This is a genomic window from Psychrobacter sp. G, from assembly GCF_000418305.1.
Taxonomy (GTDB): domain Bacteria; phylum Pseudomonadota; class Gammaproteobacteria; order Pseudomonadales; family Moraxellaceae; genus Psychrobacter; species Psychrobacter cryohalolentis.
Genome location: NC_021661.1, coordinates 266949 through 283565, shown reverse-complemented (window position 1 = coordinate 283565; position 16617 = coordinate 266949). Strand labels below are relative to the sequence as shown.

At 43.4% G+C, this 16617-nt stretch carries 18 protein-coding genes; 11 read left to right on the top strand and 7 right to left on the bottom strand.

Annotated elements, in window-relative coordinates; all coding sequences use genetic code 11:
• Positions 1-361: 361 nt before the first annotated feature.
• The 4 genes from potA to PSYCG_RS01200 all read left to right on the top strand — a co-directional run bounded on the left by potA (position 362) and on the right by PSYCG_RS01200 (position 4262).
• Positions 362-1570: a spermidine/putrescine ABC transporter ATP-binding protein PotA gene (gene potA, locus PSYCG_RS01215; RefSeq protein WP_020442599.1), complete on the top strand. Its 1209-nt coding sequence runs from the start codon at positions 362-364 to the stop codon at positions 1568-1570.
• Entirely contained in the window at positions 1570-2448 is an 879-nt protein-coding gene (gene potB, locus PSYCG_RS01210; RefSeq protein WP_020442598.1) for a spermidine/putrescine ABC transporter permease PotB, read from the top strand. Before potA ends, potB begins: the two co-directional genes overlap by 1 nt.
• Positions 2448-3278, top strand: a complete 831-nt coding sequence (potC, locus tag PSYCG_RS01205) for a spermidine/putrescine ABC transporter permease PotC (RefSeq protein WP_020442597.1) — start codon at positions 2448-2450, stop codon at positions 3276-3278. The genes potB and potC overlap by 1 nt, the downstream gene beginning before the upstream one ends.
• Before the next feature lie 93 nt (positions 3279-3371).
• Positions 3372-4262, top strand: a complete 891-nt coding sequence (locus PSYCG_RS01200) for a LysR family transcriptional regulator (protein WP_020442596.1) — start codon at positions 3372-3374, stop codon at positions 4260-4262.
• Between the two features lie 73 nt (positions 4263-4335).
• On the opposite strand, the gene PSYCG_RS01195 is transcribed toward PSYCG_RS01200, so the two are convergent.
• The 4 genes from PSYCG_RS01195 to PSYCG_RS01180 all read right to left on the bottom strand — a co-directional run bounded on the left by PSYCG_RS01195 (position 4336) and on the right by PSYCG_RS01180 (position 6889).
• On the bottom strand, positions 4336-4707 hold the full coding sequence (locus PSYCG_RS01195; RefSeq protein WP_020442595.1) for a CrcB family protein: 372 nt from the start codon (positions 4705-4707) through the stop codon (positions 4336-4338).
• 58 nt (positions 4708-4765) lie between these two features.
• Positions 4766-5824 (bottom strand): tRNA (adenosine(37)-N6)-threonylcarbamoyltransferase complex transferase subunit TsaD, encoded by a 1059-nt coding sequence (gene tsaD, locus PSYCG_RS01190; protein WP_020442594.1) that lies wholly within the window; start codon positions 5822-5824, stop codon positions 4766-4768.
• Positions 5825-5920: 96 nt separating this feature from the next.
• Positions 5921-6436 (bottom strand): c-type cytochrome, encoded by a 516-nt coding sequence (locus PSYCG_RS01185; protein ID WP_020442593.1) that lies wholly within the window; start codon positions 6434-6436, stop codon positions 5921-5923.
• A gap of 66 nt (positions 6437-6502) precedes the next feature.
• Entirely contained in the window at positions 6503-6889 is a 387-nt protein-coding gene (locus tag PSYCG_RS01180) for a hypothetical protein (RefSeq protein WP_020442592.1), read from the bottom strand.
• Positions 6890-7281: 392 nt separating this feature from the next.
• On the opposite strand from PSYCG_RS01180, the gene rpsU reads away from it, so the two are divergent.
• Both rpsU and PSYCG_RS01170 read left to right on the top strand, forming a co-directional pair.
• Complete coding sequence (gene rpsU, locus PSYCG_RS01175) at positions 7282-7497, top strand: 30S ribosomal protein S21 (protein ID WP_010195908.1); 216 nt, start codon at positions 7282-7284, stop codon at positions 7495-7497.
• Between the two features lie 191 nt (positions 7498-7688).
• The gene (locus PSYCG_RS01170; RefSeq protein ID WP_011512603.1) at positions 7689-8138 is read left to right on the top strand and encodes a GatB/YqeY domain-containing protein; all 450 of its coding nucleotides are present in this window, start codon (positions 7689-7691) and stop codon (positions 8136-8138) included.
• A gap of 74 nt (positions 8139-8212) precedes the next feature.
• Here PSYCG_RS01170 and PSYCG_RS01165 read toward each other — a convergent pair whose 3' ends face one another.
• A complete protein-coding gene (locus PSYCG_RS01165; RefSeq protein WP_020442591.1) occupies positions 8213-9874 on the bottom strand; it encodes a M48 family metalloprotease in 1662 nt (553 codons plus the stop codon).
• A gap of 409 nt (positions 9875-10283) precedes the next feature.
• Here PSYCG_RS01165 and PSYCG_RS01160 point away from each other — a divergent pair, with 409 nt between their 5' ends.
• The 4 genes from PSYCG_RS01160 (at position 10284) to thiS (ending at position 12602) form a co-directional block, all read left to right on the top strand.
• Entirely contained in the window at positions 10284-10751 is a 468-nt protein-coding gene (locus PSYCG_RS01160) for a sulfurtransferase TusA family protein (protein ID WP_020442590.1), read from the top strand.
• Positions 10752-10992: 241 nt separating this feature from the next.
• Positions 10993-11856 (top strand): RNA polymerase sigma factor RpoH, encoded by an 864-nt coding sequence (rpoH, locus tag PSYCG_RS01155; RefSeq protein WP_011512600.1) that lies wholly within the window; start codon positions 10993-10995, stop codon positions 11854-11856.
• A 65-nt stretch (positions 11857-11921) separates the two neighbouring features.
• Positions 11922-12290, top strand: a complete 369-nt coding sequence (locus PSYCG_RS01150) for a DUF423 domain-containing protein (protein ID WP_020442588.1) — start codon at positions 11922-11924, stop codon at positions 12288-12290.
• A 111-nt stretch (positions 12291-12401) separates the two neighbouring features.
• A complete protein-coding gene (gene thiS, locus PSYCG_RS01145; protein ID WP_011512598.1) occupies positions 12402-12602 on the top strand; it encodes a sulfur carrier protein ThiS in 201 nt (66 codons plus the stop codon).
• Positions 12603-12900: 298 nt separating this feature from the next.
• Here the strand turns inward: thiS and hpf are convergent, their stop codons facing one another.
• The gene (gene hpf, locus PSYCG_RS01140) at positions 12901-13269 is read right to left on the bottom strand and encodes a ribosome hibernation-promoting factor, HPF/YfiA family (RefSeq protein WP_020442587.1); all 369 of its coding nucleotides are present in this window, start codon (positions 13267-13269) and stop codon (positions 12901-12903) included.
• Between the two features lie 402 nt (positions 13270-13671).
• Positions 13672-15369 carry an RNA polymerase factor sigma-54 gene (gene rpoN / locus PSYCG_RS01135; RefSeq protein ID WP_020442586.1) on the bottom strand — a complete coding sequence of 566 codons (1698 nt, stop codon included), beginning with the start codon at positions 15367-15369 and terminating at the stop codon, positions 13672-13674.
• Between the two features lie 323 nt (positions 15370-15692).
• Here rpoN and PSYCG_RS01130 point away from each other — a divergent pair, with 323 nt between their 5' ends.
• Positions 15693-16589: a nitrilase-related carbon-nitrogen hydrolase gene (locus PSYCG_RS01130; RefSeq protein ID WP_020442585.1), complete on the top strand. Its 897-nt coding sequence runs from the start codon at positions 15693-15695 to the stop codon at positions 16587-16589.
• Positions 16590-16617 lie beyond the last annotated feature (28 nt).

Genomic DNA, 16617 nt, shown 5'->3' with positions numbered 1-16617 from the left:
TGCTTTAAGCAAACCTCACTTAAATTCTTACTTTTATAAATCACTCTATATTTATCATACGCAAACCAATTGTATAGGAATAAATTCAAAAAAATGGTAAAAATTATTTAATTTAAGGGTGGTTACTTAGTCTATTTAACAAAGCATAGACTCATCTCTAATCGCTATTTCAAGATAGCTATAGGGTCAACCAACCAACAAGGAACTTGCGCTAACTTATAGTGAAGGTTTGTTATAATAGCCTGCGACCAACCCCTGTTAAACTCATCGCTTTAACATACTAAATCATCATGTCTAACGTATACAGCGTTCAGACTGACACTGATATTTTAGTATGTATGTCGGTAATCTAGGAATCATTATGACCGAATCACTTTTAACGCCGCCGACTACTCCTGCATCAGCAAACACTGATAAGGTATTGCTACAACTGACCGGTCTAAAGAAAACCTATGATAATACTGAGGTCTTAAAAGACATCAATCTTGATATCCAGCATGGCGAGTTTATTACCTTACTCGGTCCTTCAGGCTGCGGTAAAACTACCTTACTACGACTGATTGCAGGATTTGAGCAGCCAAGTGCAGGGGCGATTTATTTGGATGGCGTACAGATGGCAGGCTTGCCCGCTGATAAACGTCCAGTCAATACCGTGTTTCAGCAATATGCGCTGTTTCCGCATATGACCGTCGCGCAAAATGTGGCGTATGGTCTAAAGCTACGAAAAGTCCCTAAAGTTGAGATTCAAACGCGGGTACGTGAGATGCTAGCGATGGTACAGCTAGAACATTTAGCCAATCGTCGCCCGCAGGATTTATCCGGTGGGCAGCAGCAGCGCGTTGCGATTGCACGTGCAGTCATCAATCGTCCTAAATTACTATTGCTCGATGAGCCTTTATCGGCGCTCGATCATAAGCTGCGTCTACAAATGCAGTCTGAGCTCAAACGCCTGCAACGTGAGCTTGGCATTACTTTTGTCTTCGTTACCCATGATCAAGAAGAAGCGCTGTCGATGTCAGACCGCATTGCAGTGATGAAAGACGGCAGATTCCAACAAATTGGTACGCCTATTGAGATTTACGAAACCCCTGCCAATTTATTTACTGCTAAGTTTATTGGCGAGACCAATTTATTTAAAGCGGAAGTCAAAGGTGTTTATCCTGAGCAGCCAGATCGTGATGGTCGCGTGACCAATGGTCGTATTGAGGTTGAAGTCTGCGAAGCACAAGTTCAAGACGGACCAACGCCTGTGCGTAATCTGCGTCGACCCGATTTTGCCAACGATGTCCAAGTCGGCGATATCGTCAATTTATTGCTACGTCCGGAAGATTTGCGCATTTATGATCCCAATGATAAAGAGCATGGCGGCCTACTGGGGCGGGTAATTGAAAGTAATTATAAAGGCAGCACCTTAGACTCGATTATTGAGCTAACGAACGGTCATATTATTAAAGCATCAGAATTCTTTGATGAAGATGACCCAAGTTTTGACTATAAGCTTAATGAAGGTGTAAAAGTGTCGTGGGTCGATGGTTGGGAATGGGTATTGCCAGAAGAGGATATCCACTAATGGCACATACTGGCATCAGCAATAAAAGCCCTTTTCGTACGGCAACGCTATGGCTGATTTGGGGTTGGCTTCTTATCTTTGCGCTATTACCCAATATATTGGTCATTGCCGTCAGTTTTCTGACCCGTGATAGCACGGCTTTTATCAGCTTACCTATCAGTATCGACAGCTACGTGCGTATGATTGATCCGCTGTACTTTGATGTCTTCGTGCACTCATTATGGATGGCAGGCATTACTACGATAATCTGCTTATTACTCGGTTATCCTTTTGCTTGGTTTGTCTCACGCGTGAGCAAACGCTGGCAGCCTTTGTTAATGCTCATGCTGATATTGCCATTTTGGACCAACTCCCTAGTACGGACGTATGCGCTTAAATTATTATTTGCCAATAACGGGTTAATTAATAAATCCTTATTAGCCATAGGCATTATTGATGCGCCCATTGATATCTTATATACCCAAGGCGCTGTGATTGCTGGTTTAACGTATTTATTGTTTCCGTTTATGGTGCTGCCGCTATATGCGGTGTTTAGCGATTTGCGCAATGATATGCTGCTTGCCTCGCAGGATTTGGGCGCATCGAAACCGCAAACCTTTTGGCATGTGGTACTACCATTAACGACACCTGGTATTATCTCAGGGGTGCTGTTGGTACTATTACCAGCAATGGGTATGTTTTATGTTGCCGATATTTTGGGCGGTTCACGCAATCTACTCGTTGGAAATATTATCAAGAACCAATTTTTAGATGCCCGTGATTGGCCATTTGGCGCGGCTGCCAGTGTCCTATTGACGCTTGCTATGGCGGTATTATTGCTTGCCTATCGCGCTAGTAGTCGCCGTATCGGCAAGACTGACTTTAGCGAGGTGGCCTAATGTCTGATAGTTCACTAAATGGCTCAACAAATAACAAATCGCCGAAAAACAAAAATCCCATAAGGTTTGGCAATATCGTCGCCAAAGGCTACCTTGGGCTGATTTATACCTTGCTATATCTACCTATCATCGTCTTGGTAGTGATGTCATTTAATAAGTCAAAAATTGGCTATAATTGGGGCGGCTTTAGTTTAAAGTGGTACGAGTCGCTCTTTAATAATCAGGCGATGCTTGATGCCTTTTGGCATTCTATTGTCTTGGGCTTGGTTGCCGCCACGGTTTCTACCGCTATCGGTACATTAACGGCGCTTGCGCTACATCGCTATGACTTTCGCGGTAAAGGTTTATTAAACGGGCTGCTATTTGTGCTAATGATGTCGCCTGAGATTGTCTTGGCGATATCGCTACTGGCACTGTTTTTATTAATCGGACTGCAGCTCGGTTTTGTCTCGCTGCTATTAGCGCATATTACTTTTTGCCTGCCGTTTGTCGTTATAACTGTCTTTGCGCGCTTAAGTAGTTTGGATGAGCGTTTGATGGAAGCGGCGCGTGATTTGGGTGCTAGCGAATCAATAATGGTACGGACAGTATTGATTCCGGTGATTTTCCCGGCAGTGATGGCTGGTTGGCTACTTGCTTTTACCTTATCGCTCGATGATGTGGTGGTATCGACCTTTGTCACCGGTCCTAGCTATGAGATATTGCCGCTACGTATTTATTCTATGGTACGTGTAGGTCTCAAACCCGAGGTCAATGCGATTGGTACGATTCTGTTGGTTGCTTCATTAATCTTGGCAGTGATTTCACAGCTATTGCTACGTCGACGTTAGCTGTCCATCATTTATTAATAATAAGCTATGAGTGAAAGTCAGCGCTATATTGATTATAATAAATTTTTCTCACTTTAGCGGTTAGGTTGCATTATGCTTGAGCTCCGTCATCTTAATACGCTAACTGCGCTGCGAGCACATGGCTCATTGGCCGCTGCTGCTGATGAGCTCCATGTCACTGCCTCTGCAGTTTCGCATCAGTTAAAAGAGCTAGAGAACTATTACGATATTAGTTTGGTCAATCGGCGCACGCGTCCGTTGACCTTTACGCCAGCTGGCAAGACGGTATTGGCACTCGCTGACAGCATTTTACCGCAGGTCACGCGCACCAAAGCCAACTTAAAACGCTTAGCCCATGGTCAAGCAGGCAGATTGCGCTTAGCTTCTGAATGTCATAGCTGTTTTGATTGGCTGATGCCCATTCTCAATCATTATCGCCGTGAGTGGTCGGATGTCGAATTGGACTTTGCCACCGGTTTTGAGCCTGAGCCGCATCATTTATTGATGGAAGGTGATATTGATTTATTGATTACTACCAGTAATTTACCGATAGAAGGTATCAGCTATCAGCCCTTATTTGAATATGAAAGTCGTTTGGTACTGTCGCCGACTCATGACTTGGCGGAGCAACAATTTATCCATGCCAAAGACTTAGTCGATGAAACTTTGATTGCCTATCCGGTGGAAGCTAAGCGCCTCGATATTATTGCCAATTTTATGAGTCCTGAGCAGGTCAGCTTTAAAAGTATGCGTACCACCGAGCTAACCGCTATGTTGATTCAGTTGGTTGCTAGTGAACGCGGGGTGGCAGCACTCCCCGACTGGGTGGTCGCTGAATATGAAAAAAAAGGCTGGGTAGTTTCGCGTCCATTAGGTAGCGGCGTCTACTGTCAGCTGTATGCGGCAACGCGCACCTCGAGCCAAGAGATTGCCTATATGCAAGGGTTTGCGAGTTTATTAGAAGGTATCGTAAAACCTGTCTAGAAGTAATTATCACTAAAAAAAGAGCCGTATTAAAAAATTAATATGGCTCTTTTTTATCGCTGCATTTTTGTTATTACAAAACCAACTTAAAGAAATAAAATCCAATTGCGGTTGCTAATAACGTCAGCCCCACATGTAGCCCAATCAGTCCTAAGCCTGCAAGCAGTTTGCCATTATGGATAAAGGTAAATACTTCAACGCTAAAGGTGCTAAAAGTCGTCAGTCCACCCAAGAAGCCAGTTATCACAAACAGTCTAATATTGGGAGACAAACCGCTGCCCACACGTTCAAACCACACCAAGGCCAGCCCTATCAATAGTCCACCTAAAACATTGGCGCCAAGCGTCCCAAGTGGTATCCAGTGGTGCATCGGGTTAAAACGCGCTAGCCACCCTCGCAGGCAAGCGCCAATGGCAGCACCTAATCCAATCGCAAGCCACTGCATAAGTTATCCTTGAGTGATATAAAGTTTAATAAATTGGATACAAGCGACTTTCTAGCGCTTATACCGCTGGCAACTCGGTCATTGGCCAACGTGGCACGCAACTGACAGCCAAATCATCTGCTTGACCCGCTTGCAAACGCTCGTAGCCCGCATACGCAATCATCGCACCATTATCGGTACATAAAGCAGGAGGTGCATAATGTACGGTCGCATTTATCTTAGCAAGCTCCCGCTCGAGAGTTTCACGCAAATGACTATTGGCACTGACACCGCCTGCGATAACCAATCGGCTCATATTCACTTGCTTAAGCGCTTTGACGCATTTTTTCACCAAGGTATCAACGACGGCATGCTGAAAACTGGCGGCAATATCAGCACGGACTTGCGGGTCGCTATCAGAGCTATTTCCTGAGCCCCCTGAACCATTGGTATCTTTAATCAGATTATGCACTGCCGTTTTCATACCGCTAAAAGAGAAATCCAAACCACGATGTAACATTGGTCTTGGTAAACTATAGGCATCCGAATTGCCACTTTCCGCTAATTTAGCGATATTAGGACCACCCGGATATGGCAAGCCCAACATCTTCGCCGCTTTATCAAAACACTCACCTGCCGCATCATCAATGGACTCGCCAAGGATTTCATATTGTCCGATACCGTGTGCGGCAATCAGCAAAGTATGACCACCAGAAACCAGTAACGAGACAAATGGAAAAGCTGGCGGATTCGCACCCATGAGCGGCGCTAATAAATGCCCTTCCATATGGTGAATACCAATCGCTGGTACGTCCAAACCATAAGCCAAGCTGCGACCAAATAATGCGCCCGTCATCAGCGCACCGATAAGCCCAGGACCTTTGGTATAAGCAATGGCATCAATCTCATCTTTAGTGATATTGCATTGCTGCAAAAGCTCATTAAATAAAGGCACCAGCTTACGGATATGATCGCGACTAGCAAGCTCAGGCACCACGCCGCCATAAAGGGCGTGCAGCTCTATTTGTGAATACAGTACCTGCCCTAGCAGACCTTTATTATCGCTCGTTATCTGTTCGCTATCAAAAATCGCTAGACCCGTCTCATCGCAAGAGGTCTCTAAACCCAATACTTTCATCTGTGTGCCTTTATATTTTGCCTTGTAGCGTGAATAAAAAACCGCCACTGTAAGCTTACAATGGCGGTCAGTTTAGCAAATTTCAATCAATAATATTTAGCTAGCTGCAGCAACCATATAATCAACAGCCGCATGAACTTGTGCCTCACTGACTTCAGCGCTTGCCTGCGCAGGCATTTTGTTAAAGCCCTTGGCAGAGTGCATATGTAGTGTATCGATACCTTTGGCGATTCGTGGTGCCCACGCTTCTTTATTACCGAATACTGGCGCGGCTAATAAACCTTTTTCATGACAGACTTTACATTGTTTTTCATACAATGCAGCACCTGCATCAGCAGCCAACACTTCAGGCTCAGCAGCGGCAGCACTTACTTCTTCCGCTTTTACTTCTGACACCTCAACTGTTTCTACTTCAACGACAGGCTCAGCTTCAACAGGCGCTGCTGGCTCCACAACCACAGCTTCGGTTTCATTAACCACTGCAGGCTCATCAGTGGGAGTGTTGTCACCACCGCTACAGGCGCTAAGTGTCAATAACACACTAAGACTTAGACCAGACAGCGCTAACTTAACAACTGATTTTTTCCTTATTACAGCTTGTTTAACAGTCATGGTTGTTTCCTCATCTATAGATGGTGAGTGACACCGCTCATTATTGAATACTGCCTTCAAGCAGGATTAATTGGTTGCAGGTTCAGCTGAATCCGTCGCTGGCACTTCAGTACTATTGGCAGTATCGGCAGTCGCCACAGCGGTATCAGAACTATCGGCGCTTACCGTTGCATCAGCTGCTGTTCCCTCTACTGCGACAGCCCCTTCTTCAGTACTCATCGTCGCATCTGTTGTCGCATCAGCTGCTGGCATTGGCGCTGTTGCTGGGAAATCCATCTTTTCTGCTGCAGGTGCATTCGCGCGAGCAATCTCTGCTGCCTCATCAACACGATCGACGGCTAAAATGTGATCTGACTCTTCACCTTCTTTCTCACTACTACAAGCACTGACACCAAAACCAAGAGCGACGATAAATGCTGTACTTAGCGCCGTATTGAGTACTGATTTTTTCATTCCAACATCCTTAATAAAGTGCACATAAAACGATTGATATTATGCAAATTATCATAGCATAAACTTGGCCTAAACCGTTATAGACAGTAGGGGTTTTATTTATACTGATGCTATTTAGTAAATAACCCGTTCATCCTTCCTAAAGAACGTTTAGCTATAAATGACTTACGACCCTTATTGCTGGCAGCAGTTTGCAACTTAATGATAGTTATAGATTAATAAGTAAAAGCCTTTGACTTTATTGCGATTTTTTATTAAAATAGGCGCCCTTGTGCTATTGCGCAAGATTGTCCTAGTTTGAGCTGATGCCAGTAATCTTGAGATATTACGGCTAAATACTAATACACAGCCAAACTAATGCCCTTATATCTCATCCTAATCGAGGAGTCTTCATGCCTGCAGTTAAGGTTAAAGAAAACGAACCAGTTGATATCGCTATCCGTCGTTTTAAACGTGCTTGTGAAAAAGCTGGCGTATTGTCAGATGTACGTAAGCGTGAATTTTATGAAAAACCAACGCAAGTACGCAAGCGCAAAAAAGCTGCTGCAGTAAAGCGTTATAAGAAAAAATTACAACGCGAAACTATTCGTACCACTCGTATGTACTAATCGATAAGTCGATTAGCTAAGTACCAGCGCTACACTAACGCCACTGTTATCCGATGATATCAGTGGCGTTTTTTATGCTACAATTTTTGTTATTACTATCATTGGTTCTAACACTTTCTATTATAAAGCTTGTTCTGATTAGTAGACTTTTTATACAAACTTTTTACCTATAATCATAAGGAATAACAACAATGAGCCAAATTAAACAGACGCTAACTGACACCATCAAAGTCTCTATGAAAGCACGTGAGATTGAACGGGTCAAAGTACTGCGTAACGTACAAGCGGTTATCAAACAAATTGAGATCGACCGTCGAATAGAGCTTGATGATGCCGAAGTTTTGGAGATATTACAAAAACAGCTCAAACAGCGCCATGAGTCACTGACTATTTTTACCGAAAACGGTCGTGATGATTTGGCGACCAAAGAGCAGTTTGAGATTGATATTATCAATGAATATATGCCAAAACAGATGGATGATGCGGAAATTACTGCCTTGGTAAACGCAGAAATCGCTGAGCAAGGCGCAACGTCAATGCGTGATATGGGTAGCGTGATGGGTATATTAAAAACGAAAACTGCGGGTCGTGCTGACCCTGCCTTAATCTCAAAGCTGGTCAAAGACGCGCTACAAGGTTAATCGCTACAGCATATTGATAAAATTAACGCTTTTTCTATATAGTGCTTTATAGCAGTTAGTTATCAAAGAACCGCCTAAGGCTTAAAGTCTTTGGCGGTTTTTACGGCTTTGATTTCGGCGTTAATATTGGCAAGCAGTGGGCGAGCGCTATTGGCTTGAGCCGTATTTTGCAAATTTTCTGTCAATTTTTTGGCTTGTGTCAAAGAAGTTAACGCACGCTCGTAGCTTCCACTCCATAGTTGGTCATGACTGCGGTAGCGTAGTGCATTAATAGTAGCAATACTTTTTAGCGGTGCAGAATTGGTGGTCTTTGCCAATTTTTCATTGGCCAATTGCAAACTTTGCCAAGCATAACGGTCGCTTGGTTGCTGTTCAGTCAATGGCTTAAGCAAGGCTTGGGCTTTGGTTGGCTGATTACTATTGGTCAATGCTTCCGCCAGATAAAGACGTAAATCACGGCGCTCAGGGTACAAGCGCTGCTGACTCTCTAGTATTTCAGCAGCCTGTTGCCATTTATTTTGTTCAGTTAAAATCTGGCTTTGGGTAATGGACAATAAAGGCTCTAATACTTGGCGCTTTGCCATCGGTAATGTGGAAAGCTCGACAAATAAATTGTCGGCTTCTTTAAAGCGCTGCTGCTCTCCATACCAGTGCATCAGCGCAAGCTTTGCCCCGACGCTATTCTTTGCTGCAGTCATCAAGGCGGTCTCTGAAGCATGCTTTCCGGTACTTTGTACGCGCCAATACAGCAGATCAAACAAAGCTTGATGGCGCTGCTGTTGATTTAACGGCAGCGTATTATAACGCTGCGCGCGGCTTTGAGATTCACTCAAGCGCTCATTGCTCAGTGGATGAGAGCGGATAAAGCTTGGCAAAAACTGATTGGCGATTTGATTCATCTGACTTTTTTGATTCATGGTCGCAAAGAAGCGCGGCATCGCCCGTGGGTCATAGCCAGCTTGGTTCATGATTTGCATACCGACCCGATCAGCATCACGTTCATTATTACGACTAAACGCCATACTACTATTCATCGTGGCAGTTTGGCTACCCATCATCACTGCTGCTGCCGCATCACCATCGACGGTCGATGCAGCAATCGCGGCGAGCATGCCACCTATTTGCATCAGCAAGGCTTTTTTGCGCTCATCAACGCCGCTTTCATAATGACGCTGACTGATGTGCGCGACCTCATGAGCCACAACGCTTGCCAGCTCATCCATGCTGTTTGCAGCCAATATAGTGCCGGTATTAAGACCAATTACGCCGCCTGGAGCCGCAAATGCATTAATACTTGGGTTATCGATAATGACCAAACCAAGCGGTGCTTGCTGGCGCGCTTGGGCATTGAGCCGCCATGTTAGTTCTTTGACCGTTTCTTGAATCCAAGGGTCATGCTCCATCTTTACACGACCATTGATGTTTCTTAATGACCATTCACCAAGCAATTTATTTTGATATTGCTCATCAAAGCTCAGCCCTTGCCCGTGTAAACTGGGCAAACTTAGCTCTTCTGTGTTAGTGGTTTGCCATGAATCATAGCTCAATGGCACCGCTTGGCTTTTGCTATAGGCGGCGCTTGTACAGGCCAATAGTATCGTTGACAGTGCTAATTTTATCGCAAGTGATCGCGACAGATGATGGTTTACCTGCTTAGAAAATGACCCTGTATGTATGCTTGCATAGTGAGTGATAGGACGTTTATTCCGTGCATTTATTAGCGGCTTATCAAGCATTGATTGTCTTTTAGAATAATCCAAGTGCGTACCCTATATGTATAATCATAACGTGCTTTGACTATACGAGCTTGTCTATTGAAGGTCAATTGCCGTCTGCCTGTCGCTACTAATAACTCCGCAGAGCGTCACTATTGCGCAACATGGTTATGTGAACCTATTAGATAAGTCTAATATAAAAATATGAAGATCAATACTACTCAGTTGTTCTGATTGATTAAACGCGATGATGACTATATTCAACTGCAATTGAATACAGGCAATTTGCTATAATGGTTGCTTATAAAACCGTCGGCGTCGCAGCACAATCGCCATGTTGTATTAAGATAGTATTATCCATCAATATTGCAATGCTAAGCATTAGACTGAAACACAAGGTTTAATATTAGCCACGTTAAAGGATTATTTTATGTCTGCTGATAGTCCATCCATCATGGTACGAGCCTCTTATCCAATATGTTTGGGAGAGACTTTGTCTAAGAGCGAGCACCAGTCAATCAGGCAGCTCCTAGACTTATTACCAACAGATGACATCAACTTAAATGATAAAACAGATGTGAGTAAACCGGTACTTGTTATCAAAGATATGGTCGATGGTCGCGGACTTGCCTGCCCGATGCCACTGTTAAAAACTAAGGTTGCATTACGCAGTGTTGTCTCTGGGGAGTCATTGTACGTTGTGGCAACTGACCCAAATTCTCAAGCTGACATTATGGCTTTTTGTCAGCAAAGCCTACAAACAAAAGCCACTAACCCGCTATTGCTTAGTATTAATCAAGCCACCGTATCAGACAGTGAAGGATTTAGTGCCAGCCAATCTAAATATTCTGTTGATACAATATATCACTTTATCATTACCAAAACTGATAGCAACTAAGCGTCGCTATCCTTTACAATTACAACTATAAAGATTTTTATCTGACTGTTTGCTTATCTATTTAACCAAGGTCAAGAATATGGCTAATACCACTACTAACGCTGCAAATAACCGTAAAAAAGACAGCGCTGTTCCTGAAATAAACGAAGCGCGCGATGCAGCACTGAAAGCGGCAGCTGAGCGTCCGCCTTATGATGCCAGCGCGCTTGGCGATACCAGTACCCGTGATCTGGTACCTGCCATGCCGACGCATTTGTCCGCACCTGGGGTGAATTTGGGTGCTTATATTAATACCGTGCACCAAATCCCTATCTTGACTCCGACGCAAGAGCAAGAGCTTGCCCATCGCTATTATGATGAAGGCGATGTGGAAGCGGCGCGTTTACTGGTCATGTCGCATTTGCGTTTTGTCATTCATATTGCCCGCAGCTATTCAGGCTATGGGTTACCGCAAGCAGATTTGATCCAAGAAGGTAATTTGGGACTTATGAAGGCGGTAAAACGTTTTGATCCTAACAAAGGCGTACGTCTAGTATCATTTGCAGTGCATTGGATTAAAGCAGAAATTCATGAATTTGTCATCCGTAACTGGCGTATTGTAAAAGTTGCTACAACCAAGGCGCATCGTAAACTGTTTTTTAACTTACGCAGTTTGAAAAAGACCAACAATCAGTTGACCCTCGAAGAAGCCGATGCGATTGCCAATGACTTAAACGTTACTCGTAAGCAAGTGCTTGAGATGGAGTCGCGCCTGACCTCTTATGATGCGTCATTTGAGGCGCAATCAAGTGACGATGACGATGGACGTTATGCGCCGCAGCTATTTTTGGAAGATGGCATTGACCCTGCCGAGATCGTCGAAGAATCTGACTGGGAAGAAAATAATTCATCAGCCCTGATTGCTGCAATGGAAACCTTGGATGATCGCTCACGTGATATTGTCGAGCAGCGCTGGTTATCTGAGCAAAAATCAACGCTGCATGAGTTGGCAGCGGTCTACTCCATCTCTGCTGAGCGCGTACGCCAAATTGAGAAAAATGCCATGGATAAAATCCGTGAAGCGATGACCATCGACAGTGTGATTTTGCCTGATGATATTCAATAAGTTGCCTATCAGTAAGACAACTGTTTTTGCCTAGTAAGCATTTATTCAACAATACGAGTACAACCATGTTCAATTGGATAAGTATCGCGGCGATCAATATGGCCATCGCCGTTGCTTTAGGCGCGTTTGGCGCGCATGGTCTCAAAGCTATGGTCAGCACTCAACAGCTAGAATGGTGGCAGACGGCAACCCTATATTGGTTCGTCCATTCGCTTGGATTATTACTTGTTGGTATCCTTATTCGCTTAAACTATGCAACCCAAACCGCCGCATGGTTGTTACAAATTGGTGTCATTATTTTTGCGGGTAGTTTATACGCCATGACACTTGGCGCGCCACGTTGGTTCGGTGCCATTACGCCTATTGGCGGTGTGCTGATGATTGCAGGTTGGTTATGGCTTGCGCTATCTTCAGCACGCTTAACAAATAGCTGATTGATTTAAATAAGAAATAATCTTATTGCAATCAATCGGCTACGTTAGTTTTGGTAATAGTGAAAATAGTAAGGCTAAATAGGAATTTTGGATTATTAGGGAGCACGATTTATGAGCAATATTAGTGTCAATGGTAAGAAGTTACAGACGACTCATCAAACGGTACAATTGGTTGTCAATGAGCTTGGGCTTAGTAACGGTCGTTATGCGGTAGAAGTCGATGGTGAACTAATTCCTAAAAGTGAGCTTGATAAGCTACATATTGTTGAAGGCATGACTATTGAAGTAGTACAGGCTGTAGGCGGTGGCTAAGGTTTTTAACCATTGAAATAGATAGTCGTTTTTGATATATAGCATTTTAGAAAATCACAGTGTAAAACCTAACGTTTACAACACTTTCCTTTTTAATTTTATTATAAAAAAGACCTCAACGATTATTCGTTTGAGGTCTTTTTTTTACTTAGCGTCTTAGGCTTGCTAAATTGCTCATTTTTGAGCATGTCACGTATTCAAATTACTCAGGAATACTGTTCAATTTAATAACCTTGCTATTTACGCATTTATTTACTGGCTAATAATGATTAAAGTTTTATGACACAGCAAGCTATCACTAAACTGCAGGCTCAGCTTCAGCCGTCATCAAATCTTCATAGCGAGCATCACGCCCTGCACCCTGTGTTTTTTTGCTCTCCATTTTTGTTTTATACTTGCGTACTTGTCTATCAAGTTTGTCTGCCATCTCATTTATGGCTTTATACATATCATCATCAAGAGCTTGGACAAACATCTCTTTACCCGAGACTCGCATGATAGCTTCAGCCTTATGGCTCTTTTTAGCACCGCTGTTATCTAGCGATAGAATCACTTGAATACTTTGAATCTGATCAAAGTGACGCTCGACTTTTTCAAGTTTTTCGCGAACTGCGGTGTCCATGCCATCGGTAATACTGATATGGTGACCACTGATAGAAACATTCATATTATTGTCCTCTTATTAGTACTTACAATCAACAGATGAGGTCGCATCGCTGCTCTTATCATCCTGCCTTACCACAAAATAATCTTGTATCTTTATCCTCAACGCCTTTAATAGCAGTGCTTTTAATAAAATATCGACGTATCCTTTTATCATCTTTTTTATCTCATCCCTAATGACTGACTACATAAATTTGCTAAATCGACACTCTGATTTTGTTGTTGGTATGACTCTAATTTGTCATGAAAACCTGCTAGTAGCAAGGCTTTATATTGTAAGTAAATGTAATAAAATCGGTTGTTTCTTTAATGTTTCTATATAATCAGAAAATTTTATTTTTTATATCTCCTATAGAATATTTTGATTATTGATCGACTCTTTAGATAACTTATTGAATTCAGACCATTAATATTTTTGTTTGCGCTGTGTAGATGAGCCAATATTCATTGCTTCACGATATTTAGCGACTGTTCTTCTGGCAATATCGATACCTTCTGCTAACAAATAATCTTTTATCTTACTATCAGACAATGGCTTTTTGGGCTCTTCATCAGCGATAAGCTGCTTAATCATCGCGCTGATAGCAGTTGATGAGATATCACCATCGCTGCTGCTAACATGTGATGAAAAGAAATGCTTGAGCGAAAACAGTCCTTGCGGTGTCAAAATGGTTTTGCTAGTGGTCAGGCGCGAGACCGTTGATTCATGTAAATCGACTTCGTCTGCAATCACCTTTAAAATAAGCGGTTGCATAGCAGTGGCGCCATACTGCAAAAAAGATTGCTGGTAGCGCACGATGCTAGTGGCTACCTTTAAAAGGTTCTGATTACGCTCTTCGATACTGCGAATAAACAAGCGCGCATCGATGAGATTTTCACGCAGATATTGATTATCAGGGCTATTATCGCCGCGCTTAACAAGGTTGGCATATTCTTGGTTGACTCGTAGTTTTGGCAAGGTTTCAGGGTTTAGACGTACCTGCCAGCCATCTTCTTGAGTAGATATGGTGGTGTTTTGATGAGCATCATGGCGACGGATAGGCGTCACCAATACATCAGGGATATCATAGCTGTCGGGCGACTGAGTATAATCCGGTTGGCGGCTTTGAAATAGCAATCCTGGTGAAGGATTTAAAGTACGCAACAGCGTAAGCGCAGGGGTAATCTCATGAGCCGCAAGTCTTGTACGCTCAGTTAAAGCTTTAATATTATTACTGACCAGATGCTCACTGGCAGATAAGAGCGCTTGGGCTTGTTTTAGATAAGGCGTATCAGTGTCGAGCTTAGATAGCTGAATCGCTAAGCATTCACTTAGATTTCGTGCGCCGACCCCCAGTGGATCACAGGATTGAATCATGCGCAGTACTGCCATTACTTCATCCTGCTCAACGCGCTCATCCCACTGATAAAAGCTCGCAATGGTATCAAAGCTCTGTAGCAACTCCTCGATATCGAGCCTTACAAAACCCATGTCGTCCATAGAATCCATCAAATACTCAGCGATAAGAGTATCTGTCTCTGAGAGACGTTTAAAATTCAGCTGCCAACGCACATGGTCTTGAATCGTCGCATTGGTACTGCCCTCATAGCGATCAAAGTCCTCAGAATCTGGACGCGCTGATATGCCGCCTGAACCAGTACTGGCGGTGCTAAAACCGTCATAATTTGCATTAGGGCTATCATAGTTTGAGCCTTCAAAGTCTTCAAGCGTATAACTGTCGATGGCATCCGTATCAAAACCGTCTTGCTGCAATTTATCTAGACTATCATTAGTAAAGCTATCGCTAGTACTGTCATCATAGTCAAATCCATCTTCATTATTTGATGAAGGAGATATAGAAAACGTATCAGAAGCAGTACTCTGATTCCAACTGTCTAACGTTAGTGGCTCGCCAAACTCATCTAATGCGTCTTTATCCATACTTTCGTACTCATCTTCATCGTTTTCGATGCGTTCTAGTAATGGATTACTGTCCAGCTTCGCTTGAACCTCTTGCGCCAGCTCAAGACTAGAGAGCTGCAGCAATTTAATAGCTTGCTGCATTTGCGGGGTCAGTTTTTGTGAGGTGCTTAGCGTGGTCGCCAATCCGAACGACATACTCATGGGCAGTTTATTACACTCCAGTCTTGGTAATATTGTCTTTGTAATGCTGATTAGTGAGCGGTTTACCCTTAACAGGACATGACGATAGCATTTTTTGCGACAATTTTGCTATGATAATTTATGCCCTTGCCAGATAAGTGAATGACAAACCTCTGTCCGTAGCTTTCTGGTAGCTTCTAAAGAATACTTTAATAAAAATTTATACCTGTGCATAGTTGCATAGAATGATTTGCGGAGTAAGGTTCAAATAAACCATTAATAATGACAAACCTGAAAACGTTTTATAAGAGATATATAACATTAACAATATTGAGAAGCCTGCTATGAATGAACATATCAATAACACACAGCTGACCGTTGCTGCTATCCAAATGAATAGCCAGCAAAGCATTGAAGACAATCTGTCGGATATAAAATCCGCTATTATGGATGCTCGTGCACAAGGCGCGCAGCTTATCGTACTACCAGAAAACTGCTGTAGCATGGGTAGACAGTTTGCGACAGCAGAGCGCTTTGATGCGCTGTCAGCGACGATAGCGGAATATGCATGTACGTATGGTATATACGTACTAGCGGGCTCTCTGCCCTGCCCATATCGCCCTGACGGTATGATTGTGCCTGATGGTAGATTGCGCCAAGTAAGCCTATTGTTTGCGCCGGATGGTACACAAGTGGCACGCTATGACAAGATTCACTTATTCACTGCGACTGTCGCGGACAAACAAGGCAGTTATAACGAAGCGGCAACGTTTGAGCCAGGTACGCAGACGGTCGTGGCAGCGCTCGAAGTAAATGATGATATTTATCAGCTCGGTATGATGGTTTGCTTTGATCTACGCTTTCCTGCATTGGCGCAGCGTCTGCGGCAAGCAGGCGCAGAACTATTAAGTGCGCCATCTGCTTTTACGTATCTAACAGGACAAGCCCATTGGTCGCTCTTACTGCAAGCGCGAGCTTTAGACAGTCAATGTATGGTCATTGGAGCAGCACAAGGCGGTGAGCATGCGTACAAAGACGGTCATACACGTCAGACGTGGGGACATACAACGATTAGCTCTTATGATGGAACTGTAATGAGCAGCTACAATAATAGCGAATTGAACCCATCTTTAAATAATGACCATAAAAATTATGCTTTGGTCTTATCGACGTTAGATAGACAAGCGCAAAATCAGGGACGACAAAAGATGCCTATCTTTGATTGTCATCGTTTGGCATAAAATAATTTTTATAAAAGCGTCTTGATAA

Bases quoted from the DNA above. Each gene is read 5' to 3' on its own strand.
- potB (WP_020442598.1), top strand. From the start codon at position 1,570: ATGGCACATACTGGCATCAGCAATAAAAGCCCTTTTCGTACGGCAACG.
- PSYCG_RS01200 (WP_020442596.1), top strand. From the start codon at position 3,372: ATGCTTGAGCTCCGTCATCTTAATACGCTAACTGCGCTGCGAGCACAT.
- rpoN (WP_020442586.1), bottom strand. From the start codon at position 15,369: ATGAGTATGTCGTTCGGATTGGCGACCACGCTAAGCACCTCACAAAAA.
- PSYCG_RS01185 (WP_020442593.1), bottom strand. From the start codon at position 6,436: ATGACTGTTAAACAAGCTGTAATAAGGAAAAAATCAGTTGTTAAGTTA.
- PSYCG_RS01170 (WP_011512603.1), top strand. From the start codon at position 7,689: ATGAGCCAAATTAAACAGACGCTAACTGACACCATCAAAGTCTCTATG.
- tsaD (WP_020442594.1), bottom strand. From the start codon at position 5,824: ATGAAAGTATTGGGTTTAGAGACCTCTTGCGATGAGACGGGTCTAGCG.
- PSYCG_RS01165 (WP_020442591.1), bottom strand. From the start codon at position 9,874: ATGCTTGATAAGCCGCTAATAAATGCACGGAATAAACGTCCTATCACT.
- rpsU (WP_010195908.1), top strand. From the start codon at position 7,282: ATGCCTGCAGTTAAGGTTAAAGAAAACGAACCAGTTGATATCGCTATC.
- thiS (WP_011512598.1), top strand. From the start codon at position 12,402: ATGAGCAATATTAGTGTCAATGGTAAGAAGTTACAGACGACTCATCAA.
- PSYCG_RS01195 (WP_020442595.1), bottom strand. From the start codon at position 4,707: ATGCAGTGGCTTGCGATTGGATTAGGTGCTGCCATTGGCGCTTGCCTG.
- PSYCG_RS01180 (WP_020442592.1), bottom strand. From the start codon at position 6,889: ATGAAAAAATCAGTACTCAATACGGCGCTAAGTACAGCATTTATCGTC.
- PSYCG_RS01150 (WP_020442588.1), top strand. From the start codon at position 11,922: ATGTTCAATTGGATAAGTATCGCGGCGATCAATATGGCCATCGCCGTT.
- rpoH (WP_011512600.1), top strand. From the start codon at position 10,993: ATGCCGACGCATTTGTCCGCACCTGGGGTGAATTTGGGTGCTTATATT.
- PSYCG_RS01130 (WP_020442585.1), top strand. From the start codon at position 15,693: ATGAATGAACATATCAATAACACACAGCTGACCGTTGCTGCTATCCAA.
- potC (WP_020442597.1), top strand. From the start codon at position 2,448: ATGTCTGATAGTTCACTAAATGGCTCAACAAATAACAAATCGCCGAAA.
- PSYCG_RS01160 (WP_020442590.1), top strand. From the start codon at position 10,284: ATGTCTGCTGATAGTCCATCCATCATGGTACGAGCCTCTTATCCAATA.
- potA (WP_020442599.1), top strand. From the start codon at position 362: ATGACCGAATCACTTTTAACGCCGCCGACTACTCCTGCATCAGCAAAC.
- hpf (WP_020442587.1), bottom strand. From the start codon at position 13,269: ATGAATGTTTCTATCAGTGGTCACCATATCAGTATTACCGATGGCATG.